Consider the following 23,185-nt stretch of genomic DNA (forward strand, 5'->3'; position numbering starts at 1 on the left):
AGTGCAGCGATAATTTCTGTGGTAAGTTCATTCATGGGGAATGCCTCCTGTGATGTTTTCTGTGATTACTAAATATCATAAGGGAAGGCATTCCCTATTTCTATACAATTCAGAAATTTTTTATGCATTTACACAAGATTCTTGACGCTACCCTTTTATAATTGTGCTATATTGAACATGAAGGAAGCGAAGCACTATGACTATGGTGAAAGCAGCTGTTATTTACGGTCCTAAGGATATCCGCTTTGAAAAAAGAAATATTCCTGATCCGGCACCAGATGAAGTTCAAATTGAGGTTGCATTTAATGGTATTTGTGGTAGTGATATTCATGAATATTTAGAGGGTATGGATTTGGCGACAATGCCTCATCCGCTAACCCATATGCAGGCTCCGCTGATTCCTGGTCATGAATTCTCTGGGACGATTTCTAAAATTGGAAAACAAGTATCTAAATTAAGAATTGGAGATAAAGTTGCAGTCGAGCCAATGATTGCTTGTGGAAAATGTCCGGAATGTCTTTCTGGTCATTATAATTGGTGTGAGCATGCTATAGGTAGTGATCAATCAGCAGGATTCTTAGGATTTTCGGCTAACGGTGGCTTAGCTGAAAAGTGCAATGTAAAAAGTACCTTTGCACATCTCTTGCCAACTAACTTTCCGCTTGATTTAGGGGCTTTAGTTGAGCCAGTTTCAGTTGCTGCACAAGCAGTTATGGCAAGCCGAGTGTCTCCTGGAGATGATGTCTTAATTCAGGGTGCTGGTCCAATTGGATTGTTCACGGCCTTAATAGCACAAATTTCTGGTGCCCATCACGTCATAATAAATGACATGTCAGAGGAACGTTTGGATTTAGCAAATGAATTAGGGGTTCAATACCCAATACGTGCTGATAGCCAAAAGTCATTAGCTCACGCTATCAGCACTATCACGGAAAATCAGGGAGTAGATGTTGCATTTGATTGTGCCGGTGTACAACCCACACTTACTGGTGCCATTCAGGCTCTTAAAAACGGTGGCAAGGTTACCGTGATTGCATTATTTCAACATCCACCAGTTGTAGATGTTAGAGCTCTTCTTAAAAAGGGTGGTAGTTTATTAACATCTTATGGATATGCCAATATCTTCGATCGAGTAATTAAGATTATAGATACCCATCGGTCACTATTCAAACGTGTCATTACAAAAAAGATTGAATTAAATGAATTAGTTTCAGAAGGAATTGAATCCTTAGAAAAGGATAAAAAACAAGCAAAGATTTTAGTTCGTTTGCATTCTTAGTTAACATCAGTTTTCTCAACCCAAGTGCCCTATAATTATGGCTCTACGTCAACTGGTGTTGAAGAATAAATTTATCATTTGAGGCGGTTCTCCATTTGGGGAGCCGTCTTTGTCATGTTATGCCGTGATTTGGTAGATTCGTTTGAAGAAGTTCAGCTGATTCTTGAAGCCAAAACAGGATCGTTTGAGTGACTTGATGAGGTGGTTAACCCCTTCGATCGGACCGTTGGAATAAGGGCTGGTGACAGCGACTTCGTGTCGCTTAAGCGTCACGATCGTCATGTCCATTGCCGTACCGTTTAGCTCGTAAGTAGCTAACAGGATTGCCAGTTCCGCGGGATGTTTCCTCACCATCAAGGCATCATGAGGCGCTAAGTAGGTCTCGTAGGTTTGCTTGAACTTGGGCAGAGTTTAACACTAACGTGTAGTGATCTTTGATTTACTCCACATTAATTATGCCAGTTGCGACAAGGGTTAGCGCCATTTACTACACCTGAGCAAGATTATTCACATTCTGGTCATAAACAACCGGTTTTTAGTGTTGCAATGGGCGTAACTCAATGGTGATGTAGCTCTATCAATGCGTGTGCACCGCTTAAGATTCGTCGGCTGATTATTACACCCGTAGCTGCCTTATTAAGAACCTGTCTAGTATCTTTTAAGAACTATCTTCAGGAAGGCCAATACAACCATTTGAAGACTGCTGTTAAGGGCACGTTCACAGTTTTTCCAAAGTCGCCGACATTTGTCTAGCCAACTCCATGAACGTTCAACGATCCATCGTTGCGGTAACACCGTGAACATATGCAACTCGTTGCGTTTAGCTACCGTCGTCTTAGCATTCAAAATGAGCTTCACCTGATCCGCAAAGTCATTGCCAGTGTAGCCACCATCAACCATGACATGCTGAACCAGCTCTAACTTTTGGCTAACCAAACTAAACATAGCCAATGCACCTGAACGATCTGATACATTAGCTCGTGTCACGAGAATGGCTTGTGGTAAACCATTAATATCAACCGCCAAATAAAAACATGTGGTATTTTGGTTGGGAGAGTGGGTCGTCGATTGGGGGAGACAACTAGCAGGTCTGGATCGTGTCCGTCTTAAAGCGGTTGCTAGAATAAGCATATCGCATATCTAAATAACGGGTTGTCAGCATGCTAAGTGCTAAGGCCCATTATAAAGTCACTTAGCAACTGAGTAACTTTATAATGGGTATTGGTGGGGGGACACACGTGCTTCAGCACAGATTTAATATAGTAGAAAAAAGATTGCGAATCAGAAATGATCCGCAATCTTTGCATTTGTTTATTAATTTAGAGTGGCTTTTTAGTACCAGCCATTAGCAAGCCAGTGACTCTTGGCGTTGCTCCATGAACCATAACGTGAAGCAACATAACTGTTAGCAACACGTTCTTGGTTGGCAGCGGAGTAGTCACCGTTTAAGTATGAAGCACTTAATTGGTACTTACCGATGTATTGACCGTTACGAGCAGAATATGAACCACCAGATTCTTTACCAGCAATCCAAGCCTTAGCAGCACTATCAGAACCATTGTTGCTATAGTTTGATGTTGAACTAGACGTTTGAGTCGTCGTCTGAGCAGCAGGTTTGCTAGTTTGTGTTTGACTTGATTGGGTCTGGCTAGCTTGGCTCGGTTGAGCTTGAGTTTGACTAGTCTGAGCTGATGATTGTGTCGTGGTCGTTTGTTGAGTCGTCTGTGTTGAAGTCGTTGAGGTTGTTGAAGCAGCTGAAGACGTAGCTTGGCTAGTTGCTGATTGTGGTGCAGCACTTGTAGCAGCAGAAGTCGTGGTTGTTGTAGTAGTACCATTGACTTCAAGCTTATCACCAATGAAGATTAAGTTAACATTAGCTAACTTGTTTGCCTTTTCAATGGCTGAAACTGAAGTGTTGTGAGCTTGGGCAATTGCTGAAACAGTATCGCCGGCCTTAACAGTATAAGTATCAGCGTTGGCAACCGTTGTTGAGATAGCGAATAAAGCTAATGCAGCAGTTGATGATAATACAAGGTTTTTGATCTTCATAATAATTAATACACTCTCCTATAATTTGCGTGTGTTCGATTATTTACATATATTTTCTATTGGTCGAGCAGTTGATGTCTCAACCAATCAACAGTGACTAGTATAACTAGTGAGTGTTGCAGTGCAATAATCAGAACATTACGTTTTTAGGGGGTGCTTGTAATATAAGGCCGTTTTTGTAATGAATTGTAATATTTGGTAGATTGTATCAACATTACTAGAATAAAAGTAGCGGGATAAATATTTCACGACCAAATAGTATCTAAATCTATACGTTCAACACCAAGCAATCACACACCACAACACAGCACACCGTATAGACCCTTTAAAACGTCTTCTAAGCGATTTTAAGGTGCATTGCTTAATTATATATAGCGAATTGTCAAACTAAGTGCAACGGTTTGTCAAAAAATACTTCATATGGGGTTTCATAGTTTAACACTTTGCGAGGACGTTGATTTAACTGCTTTTGGCAGTGTTCAACGTCCTGTTCTGTATAATTATCAATATCTGTTCGCTTGGGAAAATATTCCCGGATTAATCCATTTGTATTCTCATTTGTTCCACGCTGTTCAGGCGAATATGGATCGGGCCAATAGACAGTAACACCTAACCTTTCGCTGATTTCATCAAGATGAAGAAATTCGGTCCCATGATCTGGTGTAATAGAATGAACAAATTCTTTAGGAATGGCCCCTAACAGTTCAACTAAGCCTTTATTTATCTCCTGCGAGTCCTTTTGCACAACCTTTTTGATAAGCGTAAGCCGACTAAGCCGATCGACAACCGTTAAAAGGATGGCGTGACCCGTTCGACCAATCACAGTATCAATTTCCCAGTCACCTATACGTTGACGCTGGTTGATAAAACCAGGGAGCTCATGGATCGAGATATAGTCGGTCTGTACTTCTCGATGTCGTCTAGTATTCTTTGAATGCCGAGTCCGATGTTTATGTCTGAGATGGCGCTGAATACCGGTATCACCACGTGAGGAGTACTTCTCACCTAAATTGTGTTGATAGATATGACGGTAAATTGTGTTGTAGCTAACACACCATTGATGTTCCTTATTAAAGCGAGCGGTAATCTGCTCTGGTAACCAGTGCAGATCTAAGATGTAATGAACAATTTGACGGCGTAATTGTGGATGGCTGTCTAATAGCCGCTTCTTGTGACAATTCTGCCGCTTTTGATGATAGTCATTATCTGCTTTGCTTGGGGAATAATTACCTGCACAACGTTTTAACTCCCGTGAAATAGTGCTTGGATTTCGCCCCAGCCGTAACGCAACAGCCCGGATAGATAACCCCTTAGTTCGTAAAAACATAAGTATTTCACGTTCTTTTATAGTAAGATGTTTATAGCTCATACCGGATACCTCGAATTGTTTGATTTGGTCGTTAAACATATTCTACCCGGTATGGGTTTATTTTTTTACTTTGTGTTGCATTTCAATTGTAAATTCGCCCTATTAAAAAAATTCTAATCACGTTCTAAAGCTGGAGACTTTTAAAAAAATCAAAATTTTGATATAGTGGATTATAGTACTTTTAGGTAACCAAGAAGTTTTTGAACGCCTTATGAAGGTTGAGTATGATGAAATTGGTTGGATATGGTGCTAATTTCTTGGTTTAGAACAAATTGGTGAATATAAAAAATGTAAATTTTATTTTGACTCATTCATAGCGTTATACACCATGTCTACCCAAGCGCGTGGCGCATGTTACCCAGATTATTATTCCTTATGAATAATAATCTGGGTAACATGCTAATACATGGAGGTGTATGTTGGTAGAAAAAGTTAAAGTTAAAAATGTAACTAAGATTTTTGGAAAGCAAATATCTCTAGCAAAAAAATTGTTGCGTGAGGGAAAGTCTAAAGCAGAGATCCTTTCGCAGACAGGTTGTACTGTTGGAGTTAATCAAGCTAGTTTTGCTGTTAATGAAGGTGAACTGTTTGTAATCATGGGGCTGTCTGGAAGTGGAAAGTCTACGATTATCCGAATGATCAACCGCTTGATAAATTCGACTGATGGGGATATTGAAATCGATGAACAAGGTGTGATGGGCCTCAGTAAGGAAGAATTACGTCACTTGCGCCAAGATAAGATCGGCATGGTTTTTCAAAATTTTGCCTTGTTTCCGCATAAGTCCGTATTACAAAATGCGGCTTATGGATTGGAGCTTAAAAAGTTTCCGTTAGATGTACGAAACAGGAAAGCTCATGAAGCATTGACACTAGTCGGCTTGACCGGGTATGACGACCAATATCCAGATCAGTTATCAGGCGGGATGCAGCAGCGGGTTGGTCTCGCACGCGCTTTGGCCAATGATGCCGAGATTCTGTTGATGGACGAGGCATTTTCGGCCTTGGATCCGTTATATCGGAAAGAAATGCAGGATTTGTTATTGCAAATTCAAGAAAAAATGCATAAAACGATCATTTTTATTGGCCATGACCTGAACGAAGCTTTGAAATTAGGGGATAGGATTATGATCATGCGTGATGGCCATATCGAACAAATTGATAATCCGGAAGATATTTTGACTCACCCGGCTAATGATTACGTAGAACGCTTCATCGAAGGGGTCGACCGGACAAAGGTCCTGACGGCAAGTAGTGTAATGACGCAGGCCCAGGTGGTTAATATTGGAAAGGCTGGACCACGGGTGGCTTTGCGGAGAATGCGAGCCAACGATATCTCTTCAATATACGTGGTTGATAATGACAACAAATTCGTGGGTTTTGCCGATGCGCATGATGTTTCGGATCTGATTAAGAAGGGCAGTGAAGACCTGAAGTCAGTTCTTAGGACAGACGTGCCTAAGACAAGTGTGGATATGCCAATCAATGCATTGATTAACGATATTTCGAAGGCAGCAATTCCTTATGTCGTGTTGGATGATGACGATCATCTACTAGGCATCATTCTACGGAGTTCTGTTTTGGCGGCTATCGCTGGGGAAGAGGTGAGTGCTTAATGAATATTGGAAAAATACCTTTAGCGGATTGGATCAACTCAGGTGTTGACTGGCTGAGTCAATTTACTGGATTTTTTAATAGTGTGACGATCTTTTTCCAGGTAATCATTGACGGTATTCAATGGGCTTTTGACTTCTTGCCGCAATGGGTCTTTATCTTGGTGGTCTTAGCACTCACGTACTGGGTTAAACGAGGACAAAAGAAAATTAGTTTCATGGTGTTTGAAGTTTTGGGGCTGTTATTGATCTGGAACTTAGGATACTGGCGTGATATGACCCAGACCTTGACGTTAGTTTTGTCGTCTAGTTTGATTGCAATCGTTGTTGGGATTCCACTTGGAATTTGGATGGCAAAAAGTTCAAGAGCTGAGATCGTAATCAAACCAATTCTTGACTTCATGCAGACCTTGCCAGCGTTTGTTTATCTAATACCGGCCGTTTCATTTTTTGGTATCGGGATGGTACCGGGGGTGTTGGCTTCAGTGATTTTTGCGACGCCACCGACAGTGCGAATGACAAACTTGGGAATCCGGCAGGTGCCAAGTGACTTGATCGAGGTAGCGGATTCCTTTGGCTCGACCAGCTGGCAAAAGCTAATCAAATTACAGTTACCACTAGCAAAAACAACAATAATGTCCGGAATTAATCAAACGATGATGCTTGGACTTTCAATGGTCGTGATTGCATCAATGATTGGCGCCCTTGGTTTAGGAACTCAGGTTTACTTTGCTGTGGGGCGTAATGATGCCGGGGCAGGATTTGCCGCAGGAATTGCTGTGGTTATTGTAGCTATTATTTTGGATCGAATCACACAATCGTTCAACAAAACATCCAAATAAAGGGGGAATGATTAGTTTGAAGAAAAGAATTCTCCGTTATTTGCAAATGGCCACAGTGATTATATGTTTGACAGCCATAGTTAGTGCTTGTGCTAAACCAGCTGAATACGACTCACATAAAAAGTTAGGACCGCAAATCAATTATACGATTACAGGGATCGAAGCTGGTGCGGGTGTAATGGCTAATACACAAACATTGTTGTCAAAATATAAGTTGAAACAGGCTAACTGGCAGATCATGCCAAGTTCTACAGCTGCGATGATTAGCACGTTATCCAAGGCAGTTAAAAATAAACAGCCTATCGTTGTTACTGGCTGGCAGCCACACTGGATGGTTGCTAAATATTCGTTGAAATTTTTAAAAGATCCAAAACATGTTTATGGTAATGGTGAATCAATGCGCACCATTACACGTAAAGGGTTGGAAAAAGATAATCCAGGTGCTACTAAGTTACTAAAGAATTTCCATTGGACAATTTCAATGTCAAATCCAGTAATGCTGAACATAAACGGTGGCATGAATAAGCAAAAAGCTGTCAATCAGTTTATTAAAAACCATCCTAAACAAGTCAAAGCATGGACAGCGGGGGTGCCAAACGGTCATGGCAAAAAAATTAAATTAGTTTATACACCATATGACTATGAAATTGCGGTAACCACTTTAGTAACGACTTTGTTGAAGCAAAAGGGATATAAAGCTACAATGCAACAGTTAGACGTGGGAGTTATGTGGAATTCGATAGCTAATGGTAGTTCTGACGCTTCCTTGACTGCTGAGTTACCAGTTACCCATGGCTTGTATGCCAAGAAGTACAAAGGTAAGTATGTTCAATTGCGCAAAAATTTGAAGGGAGCTAAAACAGGGTTGGCAGTTCCCAAATATATGAAGAATATTAATACTGTTGATGATCTAAAAAACAAATGATATTGGCTGTAAAATTTCTGGCATTGGACCACACCAATGCCAGTTTTTTTGTTATTTGTCATGTGAAGTTGATGGAATCCTTATGAAGTATCTGGAGCTTAATTGGTCTAGGTACTTTTTTATACCGTCACAGTTTGACGTGCTGGGTGAAGCCATTGGCGTTGAATCTTAATACGGTTGACAAAGTTCTCCCAATTACGGAAGCCAAAAGCAGTGTTTTTAATCTTCTTAATTCGGCCGATGTTGCCCTCTAAATAACCGTTTGAATATGGTGATTCAACGGCGTTCAGGGCCTGTTTCCGGTACTTCTTAAAGCTTTTGATGGTTGTGCCCATTTGTTTTAGTTGATGATATTGGCATAGGAACTAATGAAATAGGTTTGTATTATGAATGCGCAAAGACTTTATGATGTCTTGATAAATCTCATAAGTTGTTTTGAAGTCTTGCCCCAAATTTGAGACATTCGGTGACTTCCTCGGTAATAATTTTGCGTGTCAAAATCAAAAGAAAAGACGACCACAAAGGACCTATACTTACTTACCGCAGATGAACGTATCAAGATTTAGCTCTTTTGGAAGGCCAAGATAAAGGGGTTTCTATGATGTAATGACGGACAAATTGTTCGGTACATTACACCACCGTAGGAGTCATGCTTAAAAATGATCGAAAGTCAGTTATAACCACGTTATAATAAAAACAGCAAAAGGAAGTACCATCGAAAACAGGGCTTCCCGCGCAAGCCGCTTCAAAGGCGGTGGTCTTAGCTAAAGAACGATATCAAGGCGCCCCATAACCGTTCAAAGTTATGTAGGGAGGCTTTTTTATTGGTAGTGCTTGTTGATATAGTTGAGTAGCACGATTAAAAATGTGCCAAACAGCAATATCAGCGAGACTGTCTGGAAGACGCTCATTGACTGTGAAACCTTCTTGAAGATTATTCCATGTCAACTCGCAAGGGAAAAGACAGTCACTGCCCTTAAAATTGCTTAGTCAAGCATACAAAGAAATGATGGATTGACCAAGCCACAATAAACATTAAGGTATCAAGCTTCCTAGAAGCCCAATTTGATTGCATTAAGTATCAGCAAAACATCTTTTGTAGATATCCTTTTTTGAGTTCCTGGAGTTTTTCAAGTTTACGCTGATAAAGAGCGATAGTCTTGTCGAGTTGTTTGAAAAAAATGCCAATTTTCTTTTGTTCTTGTAAACTTTTAGGTAGTGTTACTTTGAACTGTGATAAAGATCTTTGACTAACACCTTTCGCAGTACCGCCGCTTGATAAGGATGATAATTCATTAAATGATTTCGGCGAACGTAACAAGACAGCCAAGAAATCATTTGTGATTTTATCTGAAGCAACATCAAAAGCGATTGTTCGTTGACTGAGAATATATTTGTTGTTGTCCGGTATTTGTGCCACATTTCCCATTGGTGCCTCTGTGGTAAATAATACTTGGCCCTTATAAAGTTCTTTTCCAGTCATCCACTTATCATATAGTTTTTGATTTCCATAATGTGCATCAGCAGATGGATCAATATAACCATTTTTTACATTAAGAGCTGAAAGGGCAAGATATCCAGACTCGCTCCAATCCATATCCAGTTTTTTGGGAGTACGTCCACGAAAATCTACTGTACGTCTAATGTTGTCGAAGAACTTACGCTGTTCCCAAGCGTCAGCAAACCCTAAAAATCTTAATTCTGGGAACTTGCTCCCATTTTTGGGGAACAATTTCTGCAAATAGCCCTGTTTAAGTGCCTTAAGCTTAGCTAACTTACGCTGGTTGACTGCGATGAGGGTGTCGAGGTGTGGTAGATTGCAAATTTAATCCGAATTTTTGGACAAATTTGTCAGCATAACCTGATACGGTGTTTGCCAGTCGAGTATTTTAAGCGGTCGCTGGTTAATTTGGAGTAACGTCGTCGTTAAATCTTGAGCACTAATGTGCTCAAAACGAGTCCCTTTAGGATAAAAATAGGTAGATTGTAAAATTAATCCGAACGCTGTTCGGATTAATTTTACAATCTACCATATATCTAAGCTTTTTTAATGGTGAGAAACTTTGCCACTTGCAATGCTCGATTAATTACTTAGGTATACAAAATGATTATTGTCACGAGACTAAAATAATCTTAATGTTTAAATTTTCTTCATTTCAATAAAAGACCGGTCTGCCAAAACCCAAAGATTTTAACAGACTGATCTTTATTTACATTAGTACATCTTGACTTATCTTGAAAAAACTTTAATTTATCCTAGCAAGTTGTTGTGACAAAGTTTCCACTTGTTTAGTCAACTTCTCCAGATCGTGACTCTGGTTGAAAGCTTTTAAGTTCGCTTGCACTTGCCGAACACCTTCCTGGACCCTTTCTTGGCCATTAACAGTCAAAGATAGCCAAACAATTCGTCGATCATTTGGATTCACTTGTGATTGAATTAAATTATCTTGAATCAATCGCCAAGTATTCCTGGAAATTAGTGTGCGCGTGACCGTGAATGCATCAGCTAATTCACTAGCAGTAGCTTGCCCATGTTGTTCAAGATAGACTAATATTCCCCACTCACGCATTGAAAAGTCAGTTTTGGCCAGTCCTTGCACTAACATCTGGTATGCCTGATTCTGAATAGCTTGCAGGGTTGCTAAGCTCTCAAACTGGTTCTTAATTTGCTGCTGATTTAGCATATAATATCATCCTATTCTTTGCGCTGCCGCTTAGTCATTCCGAAGAGTCCTAACAAACTACTCATGGCTAATAGTAATAAGCCACTCAGCGTCATGTGTTGTTGATCAGTTTCATCAGTTTGAGGCAACCGTTGATCCACAAAATTAGTAGCCGCTGCTTGACCAGCCTGAACCGGCTTAACAGGTGTCGTTGATTGGCTCGGGTTAATAGAAACTCTAAAATCTGTCGATAAACTATTTATAATTCTTATTATAATAAATTGATTCAAACTCATTATGAACGTTAGAAATATTATTAATATGCATTGAAGGTTAATTTTACAATCTACCTAAAACTAAATATAATTTTTCTAACTTAGTTGTTGCACTTAAACTACTGCATACTCATTTTTCAGTCTTACTTAATCTGCCTCGATGATAAATTTTCTTTTGGATTAAGTATTGATCCTGATCTTGAGTAATAAATAACGGAGAACTTTCTTCTATGACATTGCTAAACTCCAAACCATACCATGAAATAGGTGAGGCCGTAATTTTCTGCAAATAGATGCGCCCGCCAATCAATCTTCTATCTAACGAGCTTAACTTATCATTGACAATTAAATCTGCTGGTTGTTCCTTTATAATAACAAACTTAAAGTCGCCGACTTTCCGTTGTCGCTCTGTTGAATACGTGGGTATTTGTGGTTCTAAAATACCTTGTTCCACTAGATGATTTACAATTTGATGTAAATAGACACTAACGGATTGAGATTTCCTAAACCCTAAGTAAAGTTGAACGTTAACAACATTATGCGTCTCAAGTAAATCAACTGTATAATTACTTTCATAAGGTGCATTGGTTTCATTGACTGTAACAAACCAATAAACTTTAGCTCTTTTAGGTTGTCTGTCGAGAATAGAATACATGGTGCTACGCTTAATTTGGTAATCACCCTTAATTTTAGTCATATACACTAAGTTAGTCGTGAACAAAGGTACTGTATTGTCTGCGCTTAATTTAGAGAGTTGATCACGATAGTCAAGAAGTGAAACATACTCGCTTTCTTTCTCATAATGTTCTCTTCGTTTATTTCCAAAGTACCAAAGCCACATAATATAAAGAATGCCCAACATGATTGTTAACGTAACATAACCGCCATGAATAAACTTAACCAAACTTGAAATTAGAAAGATTAACTCAATAAAACCAAAAAACAAGGCAATTATAAGTGCTGTTCCCTTAGCCAGGTGTTTCTTTAAGAATTCATGCAAAAGCACAGTAGTCATAAGCATGGTAATAGTGATCGCTAAACCATACGCGGCCTCCATTTTTTGTGAACTACCAAAGAACCAGACTACACTAATTGTTATTATACATAGTATCCAGTTAACAGTTGCAATATAAATTTGATTTTTTATATTACTTGGATGTCTAATAACCATTCTAGGTAAAAATTTTAAGCCAATTGCTTCATCGACTAAAGTGTAAGAACCCGTAATCAACGCTTGAGAGGCAATAATTGCAGCGAGTGTGGCTAGCAAAATGCCAACTAGGCGCCAAGTTCCGGGGAGCATTTCATAAAAAGGATTTAAGTTCGATAAGTTCCTGTAAGCAGTATCACCTGCATGTCTAATTATCCAAGCACCTTGACCTAAGTAATTTAAAAATAGGGTACTATATACTAGTGGCCATGTTACATAAATATTCTGCTTGCCAACGTGACCCATATCGGAATATAAAGCCTCTGCTCCTGTGGTTGCCAAAAAGATACTTCCAAGTATAAAGATTCCCACTTTGTTAACTGGACTGAATAGTATCCTAATTGCATAATAAGGAGAAATAGCCTTCAATATCATTGGATAATTGATTAGATTAACGATTCCAAAGACAGCCAAAAAGCCAAACCATAAAATCATCACTGGTCCAAAGGATTTCCCAATCATACCTGTTCCAAAATGTTGAATCATAAATAATACGAGTAGAACAACTGTTGTGATAATCAAGACGTTATGTTGAGAATTACTAAACACCACAGGGCCAAGGTGTTGTTTTTTTAATCCCTCAATGGCTGAAGTCACAGTTACTGCAGGAGTTAATGTTCCATCGGCCAAAATGGCCGCCCCGCCAATCAAGGCTGGCCAAATTAACCATTTTGAATTTTTTCGAACCAATGCATATAAAGCAAAAATTCCGCCCTCACGCTTATTATCGGCTTGCATTGCAATGACAACATACTTCAACGTTGTAATGATCATTAATGTCCAAAAAATCAACGAGATCGATCCAATCACGTAATTGGGAGAAATATTTCCCATTTTACCGGCGTCACCAATCAATGCATTCATAACATACAATGGTGAAGTGCCAATATCACCGTACACAATTCCTAAAGTAACAAGTGCCCCCGCAAAAGAAACACGTTCTAGTTGCTTATTCATATTTGCTTGCCTCCAACGCTAATTATTGAAATATAGCACTGCAAAATAGTAAGCCTAAACACGAAGAAAAGCAACTATGCCATATACATCATAATGAAATCACTTTAAAGAAGCTCTTAATTTACAATCTACCTTAACATTAAATTTCTTTCGATACCTTATAAAGGTTGTCCGTTTAATTCCTGTATTACGGGCAACATCGACATCACTCATGCCTGCCTGATAAAGTTTAAAAGCATGTTGCAAGCGGGGATCGTCTTGGGTGTATTGGGGTTTACGCCCATGATATTTACCCTGCTGCTTAGCTAAGGCAATCCCTTGCTGCTGGCGCTCAATGATTCGCTTACGTTCACTTTCGGCCTGATACTTATAGAGTTCAATAATCAAGTTGGTCATCAGTTGACGTAAATTTGGGTCAGCAATCCCTGTCATGGACGGTAAATTCAACACATCTAGGGTGGCACCCTTATTTTGAATGGAGTTCATGATCTTAGTCAAATCATGGTTGTTTCTGCCTAAGCGATCTAATTCAGTGACCATTACAATATCACCCTCACGAATATAGGCCAGCATTTTTTTCAGTTCTGGCCGATTAGTGTTAGCCCCACTTAATTTATCCGTAAATAATTTATCAACGTCTTTTAAAGCCGCTAACTGTCGATCTAAATGTTGCTCCTTGGAACTCACACGCGCATAACCGATTTTAGCCATTTCCAATTCTCCTTTTGGACAGTTCTAATGAACACTTGTGATTCCTAGTATAGCACAGAAATAAAAACGGCCATCAAGGTATACCCTAGTGGCCAGATGCAGTTTACAGAGAATGGTCTGAAAAACAGTTAGACCAGTAAAACCCCTGAGTTTGGATTTACTCCAACTCAGGGGTTTGCTTTACTTATTAATCTAATAAATCTTTTCGTTTGGTGCTCAATCACTACTTATTTGATGCACACCAGGTAACTGGGTCAAGGTAAAATTAATTTTTCAGTTGGCAAATTACAAGTTTAATCCGAACAAGCCCGGAATCTTTCAATGGCAGTCTGTTGATGATGTATTTTTAATGGTCGTTGATTAATTAGTTCAAGTGCTGCTAGGATCTCATCAGTCGTTACTTGGCTAAAATTGGTCTTTTTCGGGAAGAACCAGCGTAACCGTCTATTAAAATATTCATTGGAACCTCGCTCCCATGGTGAATATGGATGGCAAAAATAAACTTTGATCTGATAATCCTGTTCTAAGGCCTGATAATTGGCAAACTCTTTACCATGATCAACAGTAATGGATTTTACTTGGGGACCGAAGGCCCCCATAAACTTGCCAAAGGCGGTGTTTAGAGCCTTAGCCGTTCTATTAGGGGCTTTGATGGCCCATAGAAGTCGGGTCTTACGTTCTACGAATGTAACCAGACATGATCGTGGCTCACTTCGACTAGAAAGTACCGTATCTACTTCCCAATGACCAAAAGCTAACCGTTGATTAACAGTTGTTGGCCGTTGTTCGATGGAAGTCCCACTTGTAAATTTCCCACGATTTTCGCTCACTCGGTGCTGGCGGACATTCCGATTGGGTAGATCAGTTAATTTGAAGGGGAGCCAGCCACGATTAAGCCAATTATAAATTGACGCAGTGCTCAAGTTATAAGCGGCCGCAATGGTTTCTGGTGACCAGGTTAATCGTAAGTGATTGGTAATTAAAGTCGCTAATGCTGCCGTCAGCATCGAACGACGACCGCAATTCCGCCTTTTGCGATCTGCATCTTGCTGAGCTAATTCTGGATCATAAGGTTTAACCCGGTCCAACTCATAGCTAATCGTAGCTTTGGCGACGCCTAAGGCGTCAGCCATTACTTGGTAAGATTTATTTCCCTCATTGACCAGTTGTGCTAGTGCGCCACGTTGAAAACGTGATAAAGTAGATGTACCCAAAGTAATCACTCCCTATATTGGTTGGAATTAGCTACTACCATTGTAAGTGATTGCTTTGGGCTTTTTAATTTCTGTTCGGATTAATTATAGAATTTGCCTTTTTCAAACAGCTAGACGATACTATAGCTCTTCATCAGCGTAAGCTTGAAAAACTCCAGGAACTCAAAAAAGGGTATCTACAAAAGATGTTTTGCTGATTCTTAATTTGATCAAATTTAGGATCCCATGAAACTCCATGATCTATTTTTATTGTGCTTGGTCAATACTTAATTCACCTGTATAATAGATTACGCAGGAAGGTTTAAGGGCGGTGGCTGTCTTTTCCCTTGTGAGGTGAGGCCCATGGGAACATGGAATAATCTTCAGGAAGGTTTCACAGTCAATGAGCGTCTTCCAGGCACTCTCGTTGATGTTGCTGTTTGGCACGTTTTTAATCGCGCTACTCAGCTATATCGACAAGCACCACAAATAAAAAAGCCGCCCTGCGTAACTTTGGTAGGTTACAGGGTAGCTTAATGCTGTCTTATTAACTTCGCCACCGCCTTTGAAGCGGCTTGCGTAGGAAGTCTTGTTAGCGCAAGGCTTCCTTTTCTGTCTACATTATAGCATGACTATGAAAAATTGGGTAGCAAGGCATTTTCGGCATATTATTTATCTTTGTATTTTTCAAAATAGGTTCAACTAATTCTGTTTCAGCGTTTTTCGTACTTCACCGTATTTGTATATAGTTTTCCAATATGTTTATGTCTGCCAACGGACCCACTTAATCTGATACCTACCATTATGATAAACCAATTTACCTATTAACTTAGTCTTGGTGCTTTTTTTCTAAGGTTGCTAATAATGCATCAATCCGTTGTTTAACTTGGGGTCGTTGGGTTGTATCAGTTAACAGTACTAACGTATCACCTTCATGAATCAAGGTGTCACCATGTGGAATCACTTCTTGTTCGCCACGCCGGATTCCAATGAGCAGTGCTTCTTTAGGCCATGGCATGTCTCGGACCATTTTGCCGTTTAAGGGACTGCCAAAGAAAACCGGTATTTCCAAATGATCAGGTCGATGAAGTTGCTGAACAGTTTTAGGCATTGTCATCTGCTTAAGCAATGCTTCATAGATTGGTGCACCGCCTAATAAATCAACAACAAGGTAAGCAGTTAACGATATGACTGCTAATGGCATTAAATGTGTTAAATTGCCAACCATTTCTGTTACCAGCAAGATAGCTGTGAAGGGAGCTTTTCCGATTCCAGCAAAGTAACCGGCCATGGAAAAAATGATTAGGTTCATGATATAGACATGCGATAATAATCCTAATTGATTCATTAAGACGCCATAAACCGCACCAATCACAGCACCTAAAGAAAGAATCGGCAAGAAAATACCGCCAGGTAATCCGGAACCATATGAAATCATTGAAAAGACGAATCGTATAATAAAAATTGCAATTAGTACAAACAAAGGTGGAACATGCTGGCCAAATCCCAAAATTAAGCCATTACCACCACCGAGTAAATTTGGCGAAAAGTAACCAACTAAAATTACCAGCAGAAATGGTACGATACCTTGTATTGGGCGTGGCAAATGTGTCAATTGATGATACCACCTAGGCATAACTAACAAGACCCGTTGATATAAGTAACCAAATAATCCCAAAACAATGCCGAGTAAAATTAAGTGCCAATAATTTGATACTGGTAAACTACGTGAATAACTTAAATGTAACACGGGAACAAGTCCGAAAACATTCAGCGAAATAAAATTTGAACCAATTGCTCCGGCTAATGCTGTTAACCAAACCAGCGGTGAAAAATTATGGTAAATCTCTTCTAAGACAAATAGAGTTCCAGCAATGGGGGCATTAAACGCTGCTGCTAATCCAGCAGCGGCGCCTGATGCAATTAGTAGTCGGCGATCAGTTCCTGATAACTTAAACTCAGAAGCGAAACCTTGACCAACTGACGCACTTAATTGAATCGCTGGTCCTTCTCGTCCGAGAAATAATCCAGGTCCCAATGCCAGAATACCACCGATAAATTTTCGCCAAAGAATTGACCACCAGTGCATTTCCAATTCACCAGCCAATTGACCTTCAACTTGCGGAATTCCAGAACCAGCGATATAAGGTTCTCTCTTGAGAAGTCGAGCCACAATTAACGCTAAACCAAGGTTGATGCCTATCAACAATGCCCATTCCCACCAAACAAACGGCGCGATTCGTAAGTATCTATATACCAATCGACTATAGTGCAGCCCTATCTCAATACAATAGCGAAATAAGCTAACAACGGTGCCACTCATTAAACCCACAAGCAGGCCGAGTAAAACAAATCGCAAACGAGTAACGTCAAATTTTTCTTTTACAAGCTGTATCAAATAACTAATCCTCCATTATAACCAATATTATATAATTTAGTACTTAATTAAACTAGGCAATATCTCGATGAAATCTAGTAGTTATTTTTCACAGAGAAGGGGTGTCATACCGCTAAAATGTTTTAGTAGTTTATATGACGAGCCGCATGTTTGAGTAGTAATGGTGCTAATAACGTTGTTAGGATAATGGCAGTGATAATTGCCGAATAGTAATCATCACTGATTAGTTTGGATTGGTAGCCTATTTGAGCGATAATCAAGGCCATTTCCCCACGCGAGACCATCCCTGCACCAACGAGGTAAGCTTCATTCGGACTGAATCCGGCCCATTTAGCCCCACTCCCCGCTCCTAATAGTTTCGTAAGTGTTGCCACAATTGTCAATACGATAATTAATAACAAATCGTGTTCTATGCCAGCTAGTGACATACTTAAACCAATTGAAACGAAGAATACAGGAATGAAAATCGCATAACCGATTGGTTCGATACTTTGATCAACTTCATGAGCTACATGAGTTTGTGCAATCGCAATTCCTGCAAAAAAGGCCCCAATTACTGCACTCAGTCCAATCAGATTTGCAATATATGCCATACCAAAACACAAAATCATCGCCATTATAGTAGGTCCCACTGGATTCAATAATTTGGTGCCTAGTCTAGCGAGGAGAGGGGCGATAAAACGCATCACGAAATAAATTGCGGCAAAGTAAATTAGCTGCTCTAAAAAAGTCAGAGCTAGCGGTATCTGGGTATCCGTACCAGCCTTTGTACCTATTAAACTGACCATAATGCTAAGTAAAACGACAGCTAGCACATCGTCAACCACCGCGGCACCGAGGACTGTTGAACCGCTCTTACTATCAAGTAAATTTAGTTCTTTCATGACAGCAACTGAAATTGAAACCGACGTTGCGGCAAAAATAACGCTCAAAAACAAGCTTTCAAATTGTGTCAAGCCAAAAACAATACCAACTGGATAGATCAGTACCATTGGAATCAAAACTCCTAACAACGCGACAATTATGCTAGGACGCAAATATTTTTTAAGCAATGTAAGATCACTCTCAAGTCCGGCGATAAACATTAAGATGATAACCCCAATCTCTGAAAAAATATGGATAAAATCATTGGCGCGAACCCAATTCAACAACGCAGGGCCAAGAATAATTCCAACAAATAATTGACCGATCACTGCTGGGATACCAACCCTAGAGGCTAGATGGCCAAATAGACTAGTTGCAATCAAGATGATCACCAAGGTACCTAAAAATTCCAAACAAAAACCTCCTCATACCCCGGTTTGTAAAATTAAGTTAGAAATTTAAAAAGCCATTTGTGATAGACTTTTGAGTGTCAAAATCAAAAGAAAGGCTGATCACAAATGACCTATACTCATCTTACTATAGACGAACTTGCCACAATTTATTCTTTTTGGAAACTCGGTAAAAATGCTTATCTAGTGGCCCCAGCGCTCCATCGGAGTGCTGAAACTGTGTATCGTATTTATCGGTTTCTTGACGCTGGCGGTACGATTATTGATTACCAATGCCACTATCGAAAGCATAAACAACATTGTGGGCGTAAACCAATTCAACTACGCCCTGATGAACTGGCCTATATTCAAGCCAAAACTCAAGCTGGTTGGCAACCAGATACCATTATTAATCACCAAGAACGGGCTTTCAGCTGTGGGGTTCGAACCCTTTACCGCCTTTTCAAACGCGGTGTTTTGGGGTTGTCGACCAAAGATTTACCGATGCACGGCAAACGGCACCCTAATGGTTACATTGAACGCCGTGGGAAAGCGGGTCAATTGGGCAGGAATTTAAAGAATCGTTATCAGGACTATCCTAATTTTAATCAATAATTCGGCCATTTAGAAGGTGACACGGTTCAAGGTAAAAACCATCAGGGTGCGGTAACCACGCTGGTTGAACGACAAACTAAGGTCGCAATTGTGCTGAATTCGCATACCAAGTCGGCACACGATGTCAATCGTAGTTTAGCAGGATGGCTTTCGAAGCTGCCACGACACCTATTTAAGTCAATTACGTTTGACAATGGTAAGGAGTTCGCCGGTTGGCGAACCATTGCTAACCAATTTGATTTAAATATTTACTTTGCCGCTGTCGGAGCACCCAATCAACGTGGTTTAAATGAGAACACCAATGGTCTGCTGCGTAAAGATGGTTTACGTCACAATCTTATTATGGACCAGCTATCAGATGGATTTGTTCAAGCAGTTGCCAGTCGACGAAACCACATCCCACGAAAAAGTTTGGGTTACCAGACACCTCTGGAAGCATTCATCAGTCAGATTACAGATGAACAGTTAAAAAATTTCTAACTTAATTTGACAATTCGGGTTATAATAAATTGATTCAAACTCATTATGAACGTTAGAAATAGGGAGTGTCAAGAAGTTTGTGTAAAAAGGGATTGCCCTTTCTCCATAAAATTAAATCTTTTCAGTCGAAAAGTGATTCTAATGTATTGGATGGAAGTCAATATTTGAGACAGATTTTAAGAGACATTCAGAACCGCGTTTACCTTCCACAGCTCAAATAAATCATTAATCGCGATTAATAACTTATTTGAACCCTGGAAAGCATTAAATCAGGCGGCCATTTGGCTCGTAAGTGTTGCAATTTCAACTTGTAAGGGGGTCTGGTAGCCCAGTGAACTATGAATTCTCTTTCTATTGTAGAAAGCATGCACATATTCAAAAAGGACGGCAGCGGCAGTTTCATAATCTTCAAAGACCGGCACTGGATAAACACATTCCTTTTTGAGGGAAGCGTGAAAGGATTCCATTGGCGCATTATCATACGGACAACCCTTACGGCTGTATGAGTGGCAGATATGTAGCTCAGTTAAACGTTGATTGTAATCATCGCTGGTATACTGTGATCCTAAATCCGTATGGATAATCAGGTCCCCAGTAATGGTTCGATTTTTAACCGCGCTTTCAAGGGTCTTTAAGACTAAATCAGTAGCCATCTTTTTTGAGAACGAATAGCCGATAATCCGTCGTGAGTGCAGGTCCATGATGGTTGATAAGTAACACCAGCCATTACGCTTCGTTTGAATATAGGTCATATCAGCGGTCCATTTTTGATTTAAACCAGTGGTCGAGAAATCCTGCTTAAGCAAGTTGGGACGCTGTTCAACCTTGGTTTTGGAAGCCGAAGCCGCTTTCCACTTATTGACGGTAACGGAGTGGATATCCAGTTCCTTCATGAGCCGGGAAATCCGTCGTGGACTGCACCGAAGCTGCAGTGGTTGAAGTTCCAGATTCAATTCATGGTGGATCTTCATGACACCGTATCGCTGCTTAAATTCCGCAAAGATCCGCAGAATCCGTTGTTTCAAGCCCGCATCTTCGGCCCGGCGTTTTGAAGGTTTGGGGGATCGATAACGATAATACTGAGCTCTGGAAACACCGAGGATTCGGCACATCTTGGTTACCTGGTGGTGATGGCTTTCTTGGTGAATGTAATCAAAGATATTGGTTACTTCTGCGCAAGGAAGCCCAGGGCTTTTTTTAGGATTTCGTTCTCCTCAGACAGCGAAGCCAGTCGCTTTTCCATCGCTTTGATTTCGTCTGGCGATTTACCGGATTGAGTTTTGGCCTGGCCCTGGATCCACTTATGAACTGTTGAATAGCCAAGGCCATATTCTCTGGCCAGTTGGGCAGCTGATTCGCCTTGCTTATATAGGTTGATAATGTTTTGTTTGAATTCTTTGTCGTAACGAGTTGGCATGTAAAAATTCCTTCCTTTTGAGAGATGATTTATTCATTATACCCTCTCTTAAAAGTTGTCTCAGGAATCAGCTTACATCCAATTTAGCGCCTTTGCGCAGTTTGAACGCGATATGATTGTCACGCGCACACAAGAAGGTAAATTGTATGCCAAGCAACATGATCCGTTGTTTCGGGAAGGGCGACCGAAAACGTATTCTGATGAACAGATCAGATTTGCTTATGAGTTGCGAAAACAAGGCATGACTTATAAGATGATTGAACGAAAGACGGGGATTAGTAAACGCACGCAACAGCGAAGGTTTAAGTCGATTTAAAAATAGGTGTTTTAAGAATTGAATGTTTAATTAATCACGTACGACGGGGATTGCCGCTTTATTAAACAGTTGTGAGAGAAATTTATTTAGGGATTTTAAGCACTATTTATACCTGTTGTGCTATTGAGGTTAGTTGTGATAAGGATTAATTTGTACTACAAAGGGCCTACTCAATTGTTAGTTGAGCAGGCCTTTTGTGGGTATTTTGATTAGAGCTATTAACCCTATGCTAATTATAAGGCTTAGCTTTCAAATGGAACATACTATTATCCAAATTATGATTTGTTAAGGTGGTGTTGTCATAGTTACTGAATTGAATCAATTGGGCAGAAACAAGAAAAATTTAACTAAGACCATGGACACCATTTAAAATTAAGGGAACGTCATCCTAAATCTATTGCCAATGGCGGGAATTGTTGATTTTTATTTATGCCAACTCGTGACCACATCTTATCATTGGATGGTATGAATGATGTTGACAGAAAAACTAGCATTAGAGGCCTCCTTATTATATATAGTAAAGGATACTAAACGAAATAGATTAAATATAGTATATAAAATCATTTTCTAAAGAAAATATGGCCTTTGATCCAACTGGGCATGATTTTCTTCATGCCCAAAGAGTGGCTAAGCTAGCTCAAAAAAATGTATAGAAGATTTTAAAAAAAATGAAACTGATATTGGTCTGTATGTTGTGAAAGCAGCTAGCTATTTGCATGACACCATAGACTAAAAAGTCACTGCAGATAGAATAGACTGAGAGGAGTACGAATTATACTTAGCCATGAGAATATTACAACTCCGGCTAGAGAAGACATTTTAGATATTATCCAACATATGTCATATGCTGACAACATTGAACACCATTATCAGCTTTCTAACGAAGGTAAATGTGTTCAGGACGCTGATAGACTTGATGCACTAGGTGCAATCGGCATAGCACGTGCATTTGCTTACGGCGGGCACGCTGGACAGGAAATATATGATTCCAAAATATCAGTGAAGAAAATCAAAACACACGATGATTATCGCCATCACAAAAGTACAACCATCAATCACTTTTATGAAAAGCTGCTGAAATTAGCAAGTTCAATGAATACCAGAACGGGAAAGCAAGAAGCCAGTCGTCGAACAAAGTATATGCGTGATTTCTTATCTGAATTCCAAATGGAAACAGGTGTAAAAGATGAAACATAATGAGCATCTATTAGATAAATCGTATTTCGAAAAAGTCGCTGCACTTTTTAATAAAGGACAGTCTGATCCCCTGCTAGGTGAGGCCATGTGAACATGGAATAATCTTCAGGAAGGTTTCACAGTCAATGAGCGTCTTCCAGACACTCTCGTTGATGTTGCTGTTTGGCACGTTTTTAATCGCGCTCCTCAGCTATATCGACAAGCACCACAAATAAAAAAGCCGCCCTGTGTAACTTTGGTAGAGGTCACAGGACGAGCTAAAATCGTTTATTAAATTTCTGCCACCGCCTTTGAAGCGGCTTGTCTGATAAGCTCCGTTCACGCAGGGCTTCTTTTTCTTCCCCGCATTATAGCATGCCTTTAATTATCCTTCGACTATTTTAAATTAACTTTCTAATAGTTCTAGGGGACGCACGTTTTTTTGTA

Annotated in this window: 17 protein-coding genes and 10 pseudogenes; 10 read left to right on the forward strand and 17 right to left on the reverse strand. The window is 39.9% G+C overall.

Translation table 11 applies throughout. The features are described 5' to 3' along the window. Positions 1–196 precede the first annotated feature (196 nt). Positions 197–1,279, forward strand: coding sequence for an alcohol dehydrogenase catalytic domain-containing protein (locus tag MZO40_RS15580; RefSeq protein ID WP_003561291.1), 1,083 nt, complete (start codon positions 197–199; stop codon positions 1,277–1,279). A 117-nt stretch (positions 1,280–1,396) separates the two neighbouring features. On the opposite strand, the pseudogene MZO40_RS15585 reads toward MZO40_RS15580, so the two are convergent. The 4 genes and pseudogenes from MZO40_RS15585 to MZO40_RS15600 all read right to left on the reverse strand — a co-directional run. Next, positions 1,397–1,690: pseudogene (locus MZO40_RS15585) on the reverse strand (transposase); the annotation flags it as partial. 237 nt (positions 1,691–1,927) lie between these two features. Next, positions 1,928–2,308: pseudogene (locus MZO40_RS15590) on the reverse strand (transposase); the annotation flags it as partial. A 303-nt stretch (positions 2,309–2,611) separates the two neighbouring features. Beyond that, positions 2,612–3,328 carry a LysM domain-containing protein gene (locus MZO40_RS15595; RefSeq protein WP_041161898.1) on the reverse strand — a complete coding sequence of 239 codons (717 nt, stop codon included), beginning with the start codon at positions 3,326–3,328 and terminating at the stop codon, positions 2,612–2,614. A gap of 382 nt (positions 3,329–3,710) precedes the next feature. Continuing rightward, positions 3,711–4,697, reverse strand: coding sequence for an IS30 family transposase (locus tag MZO40_RS15600; RefSeq protein WP_191986011.1), 987 nt, complete (start codon positions 4,695–4,697; stop codon positions 3,711–3,713). 419 nt (positions 4,698–5,116) lie between these two features. Between MZO40_RS15600 and MZO40_RS15605 the strand changes: the two genes are divergently transcribed. From MZO40_RS15605 to MZO40_RS15615, 3 genes are read left to right on the forward strand one after another with little or no spacing between them, the layout of a single operon-like run. Then, entirely contained in the window at positions 5,117–6,310 is a 1,194-nt protein-coding gene (locus tag MZO40_RS15605) for a glycine betaine/L-proline ABC transporter ATP-binding protein (RefSeq protein WP_027822877.1), read from the forward strand. Beyond that, complete coding sequence (locus MZO40_RS15610) at positions 6,310–7,149, forward strand: proline/glycine betaine ABC transporter permease (protein ID WP_020923853.1); 840 nt, start codon at positions 6,310–6,312, stop codon at positions 7,147–7,149. The genes MZO40_RS15605 and MZO40_RS15610 overlap by 1 nt, the downstream gene beginning before the upstream one ends. A gap of 7 nt (positions 7,150–7,156) precedes the next feature. After that, complete coding sequence (locus MZO40_RS15615) at positions 7,157–8,074, forward strand: glycine betaine ABC transporter substrate-binding protein (RefSeq protein ID WP_064578705.1); 918 nt, start codon at positions 7,157–7,159, stop codon at positions 8,072–8,074. A gap of 119 nt (positions 8,075–8,193) precedes the next feature. Here the strand turns inward: MZO40_RS15615 and MZO40_RS15620 are convergent. The 9 genes and pseudogenes from MZO40_RS15620 to MZO40_RS15660 form a co-directional block, all read right to left on the reverse strand. Further along, positions 8,194–8,412: pseudogene (locus tag MZO40_RS15620) on the reverse strand (transposase); the annotation flags it as partial. Positions 8,413–8,895: 483 nt separating this feature from the next. Next, positions 8,896–8,985: a putative holin-like toxin gene (locus tag MZO40_RS15625; RefSeq protein WP_222844221.1), complete on the reverse strand. Its 90-nt coding sequence runs from the start codon at positions 8,983–8,985 to the stop codon at positions 8,896–8,898. Between the two features lie 170 nt (positions 8,986–9,155). After that, a pseudogene (locus MZO40_RS15630) lies at positions 9,156–9,863 on the reverse strand (restriction endonuclease subunit S); the annotation flags it as partial. Between the two features lie 36 nt (positions 9,864–9,899). Then, positions 9,900–10,052 (reverse strand): annotated as a pseudogene (locus MZO40_RS15635) (IS30 family transposase); the annotation flags it as partial. Positions 10,053–10,320: 268 nt separating this feature from the next. After that, positions 10,321–10,758: a MarR family winged helix-turn-helix transcriptional regulator gene (locus MZO40_RS15640; RefSeq protein WP_252133403.1), complete on the reverse strand. Its 438-nt coding sequence runs from the start codon at positions 10,756–10,758 to the stop codon at positions 10,321–10,323. Between the two features lie 11 nt (positions 10,759–10,769). Continuing rightward, positions 10,770–10,967: pseudogene (locus MZO40_RS17665) on the reverse strand (LPXTG cell wall anchor domain-containing protein); the annotation flags it as partial. A 175-nt stretch (positions 10,968–11,142) separates the two neighbouring features. Beyond that, the gene (locus MZO40_RS15650) at positions 11,143–13,179 is read right to left on the reverse strand and encodes a KUP/HAK/KT family potassium transporter (protein ID WP_015639648.1); all 2,037 of its coding nucleotides are present in this window, start codon (positions 13,177–13,179) and stop codon (positions 11,143–11,145) included. 99 nt (positions 13,180–13,278) lie between these two features. Then, positions 13,279–13,890: a recombinase family protein gene (locus tag MZO40_RS15655; protein ID WP_252133404.1), complete on the reverse strand. Its 612-nt coding sequence runs from the start codon at positions 13,888–13,890 to the stop codon at positions 13,279–13,281. A gap of 293 nt (positions 13,891–14,183) precedes the next feature. Beyond that, positions 14,184–15,104, reverse strand: coding sequence for an IS30-like element ISLsa1 family transposase (locus MZO40_RS15660; RefSeq protein ID WP_056986401.1), 921 nt, complete (start codon positions 15,102–15,104; stop codon positions 14,184–14,186). 95 nt (positions 15,105–15,199) lie between these two features. Between MZO40_RS15660 and MZO40_RS17545 the strand changes: the two are divergent. After that, positions 15,200–15,301 (forward strand): annotated as a pseudogene (locus MZO40_RS17545) (restriction endonuclease subunit S); the annotation flags it as partial. Between the two features lie 212 nt (positions 15,302–15,513). Next, positions 15,514–15,576, forward strand: a complete 63-nt coding sequence (locus MZO40_RS17550; protein WP_222843308.1) for a putative holin-like toxin — start codon at positions 15,514–15,516, stop codon at positions 15,574–15,576. A gap of 336 nt (positions 15,577–15,912) precedes the next feature. Here the strand turns inward: MZO40_RS17550 and MZO40_RS15670 are convergent, their stop codons facing one another. Both MZO40_RS15670 and MZO40_RS15675 read right to left on the reverse strand, forming a co-directional pair. Next, entirely contained in the window at positions 15,913–17,481 is a 1,569-nt protein-coding gene (locus MZO40_RS15670) for a ClC family H(+)/Cl(-) exchange transporter (protein WP_087509189.1), read from the reverse strand. Between the two features lie 122 nt (positions 17,482–17,603). Then, positions 17,604–18,758: a cation:proton antiporter gene (locus MZO40_RS15675; RefSeq protein ID WP_065675018.1), complete on the reverse strand. Its 1,155-nt coding sequence runs from the start codon at positions 18,756–18,758 to the stop codon at positions 17,604–17,606. A 105-nt stretch (positions 18,759–18,863) separates the two neighbouring features. On the opposite strand from MZO40_RS15675, the pseudogene MZO40_RS15680 reads away from it, so the two are divergent. After that, positions 18,864–19,829, forward strand: a pseudogene (locus tag MZO40_RS15680) (IS30 family transposase). Positions 19,830–20,098: 269 nt separating this feature from the next. Here MZO40_RS15680 and MZO40_RS15685 read toward each other — a convergent pair. Together MZO40_RS15685 and MZO40_RS15690 are read right to left on the reverse strand one after the other, a co-directional pair. Beyond that, positions 20,099–20,989: an IS3 family transposase gene (locus MZO40_RS15685; RefSeq protein WP_309487049.1), complete on the reverse strand. Its 891-nt coding sequence runs from the start codon at positions 20,987–20,989 to the stop codon at positions 20,099–20,101. Positions 20,990–20,994: 5 nt separating this feature from the next. Continuing rightward, on the reverse strand, positions 20,995–21,246 hold the full coding sequence (locus MZO40_RS15690; protein ID WP_057950377.1) for an IS3 family transposase: 252 nt from the start codon (positions 21,244–21,246) through the stop codon (positions 20,995–20,997). 82 nt (positions 21,247–21,328) lie between these two features. On the opposite strand from MZO40_RS15690, the pseudogene MZO40_RS15695 reads away from it, so the two are divergent. From MZO40_RS15695 to MZO40_RS15705, 3 genes and pseudogenes are all read left to right on the forward strand, one after another. Beyond that, positions 21,329–21,562: pseudogene (locus MZO40_RS15695) on the forward strand (recombinase family protein); the annotation flags it as partial. Positions 21,563–22,140: 578 nt separating this feature from the next. After that, a pseudogene (locus MZO40_RS15700) lies at positions 22,141–22,759 on the forward strand (HD domain-containing protein). Between the two features lie 152 nt (positions 22,760–22,911). After that, positions 22,912–22,974: a putative holin-like toxin gene (locus tag MZO40_RS15705; RefSeq protein ID WP_222843308.1), complete on the forward strand. Its 63-nt coding sequence runs from the start codon at positions 22,912–22,914 to the stop codon at positions 22,972–22,974. Positions 22,975–23,185 lie beyond the last annotated feature (211 nt).

The sequence above is a fragment of the Lactiplantibacillus sp. B652 genome (assembly GCF_023806745.1).
Taxonomy (GTDB): Bacteria; Bacillota; Bacilli; order Lactobacillales; family Lactobacillaceae; genus Lactiplantibacillus; species Lactiplantibacillus pentosus.

What these genes read in the sequence shown, in the direction of transcription:
- MZO40_RS15610 (WP_020923853.1), top strand. Translation starts at nt 6,310, where the DNA reads ATGAATATTGGAAAAATACCTTTAGCGGATTGGATCAACTCAGGTGTT.
- MZO40_RS15640 (WP_252133403.1), bottom strand. Translation starts at nt 10,758, where the DNA reads ATGCTAAATCAGCAGCAAATTAAGAACCAGTTTGAGAGCTTAGCAACC.
- MZO40_RS15690 (WP_057950377.1), bottom strand. Translation starts at nt 21,246, where the DNA reads ATGCCAACTCGTTACGACAAAGAATTCAAACAAAACATTATCAACCTA.
- MZO40_RS15615 (WP_064578705.1), top strand. Translation starts at nt 7,157, where the DNA reads ATGATTAGTTTGAAGAAAAGAATTCTCCGTTATTTGCAAATGGCCACA.
- MZO40_RS15625 (WP_222844221.1), bottom strand. Translation starts at nt 8,985, where the DNA reads ATGAGCGTCTTCCAGACAGTCTCGCTGATATTGCTGTTTGGCACATTT.
- MZO40_RS15650 (WP_015639648.1), bottom strand. Translation starts at nt 13,179, where the DNA reads ATGAATAAGCAACTAGAACGTGTTTCTTTTGCGGGGGCACTTGTTACT.
- MZO40_RS15580 (WP_003561291.1), top strand. Translation starts at nt 197, where the DNA reads ATGACTATGGTGAAAGCAGCTGTTATTTACGGTCCTAAGGATATCCGC.
- MZO40_RS15595 (WP_041161898.1), bottom strand. Translation starts at nt 3,328, where the DNA reads ATGAAGATCAAAAACCTTGTATTATCATCAACTGCTGCATTAGCTTTA.
- MZO40_RS15600 (WP_191986011.1), bottom strand. Translation starts at nt 4,697, where the DNA reads ATGAGCTATAAACATCTTACTATAAAAGAACGTGAAATACTTATGTTT.
- MZO40_RS15655 (WP_252133404.1), bottom strand. Translation starts at nt 13,890, where the DNA reads ATGGCTAAAATCGGTTATGCGCGTGTGAGTTCCAAGGAGCAACATTTA.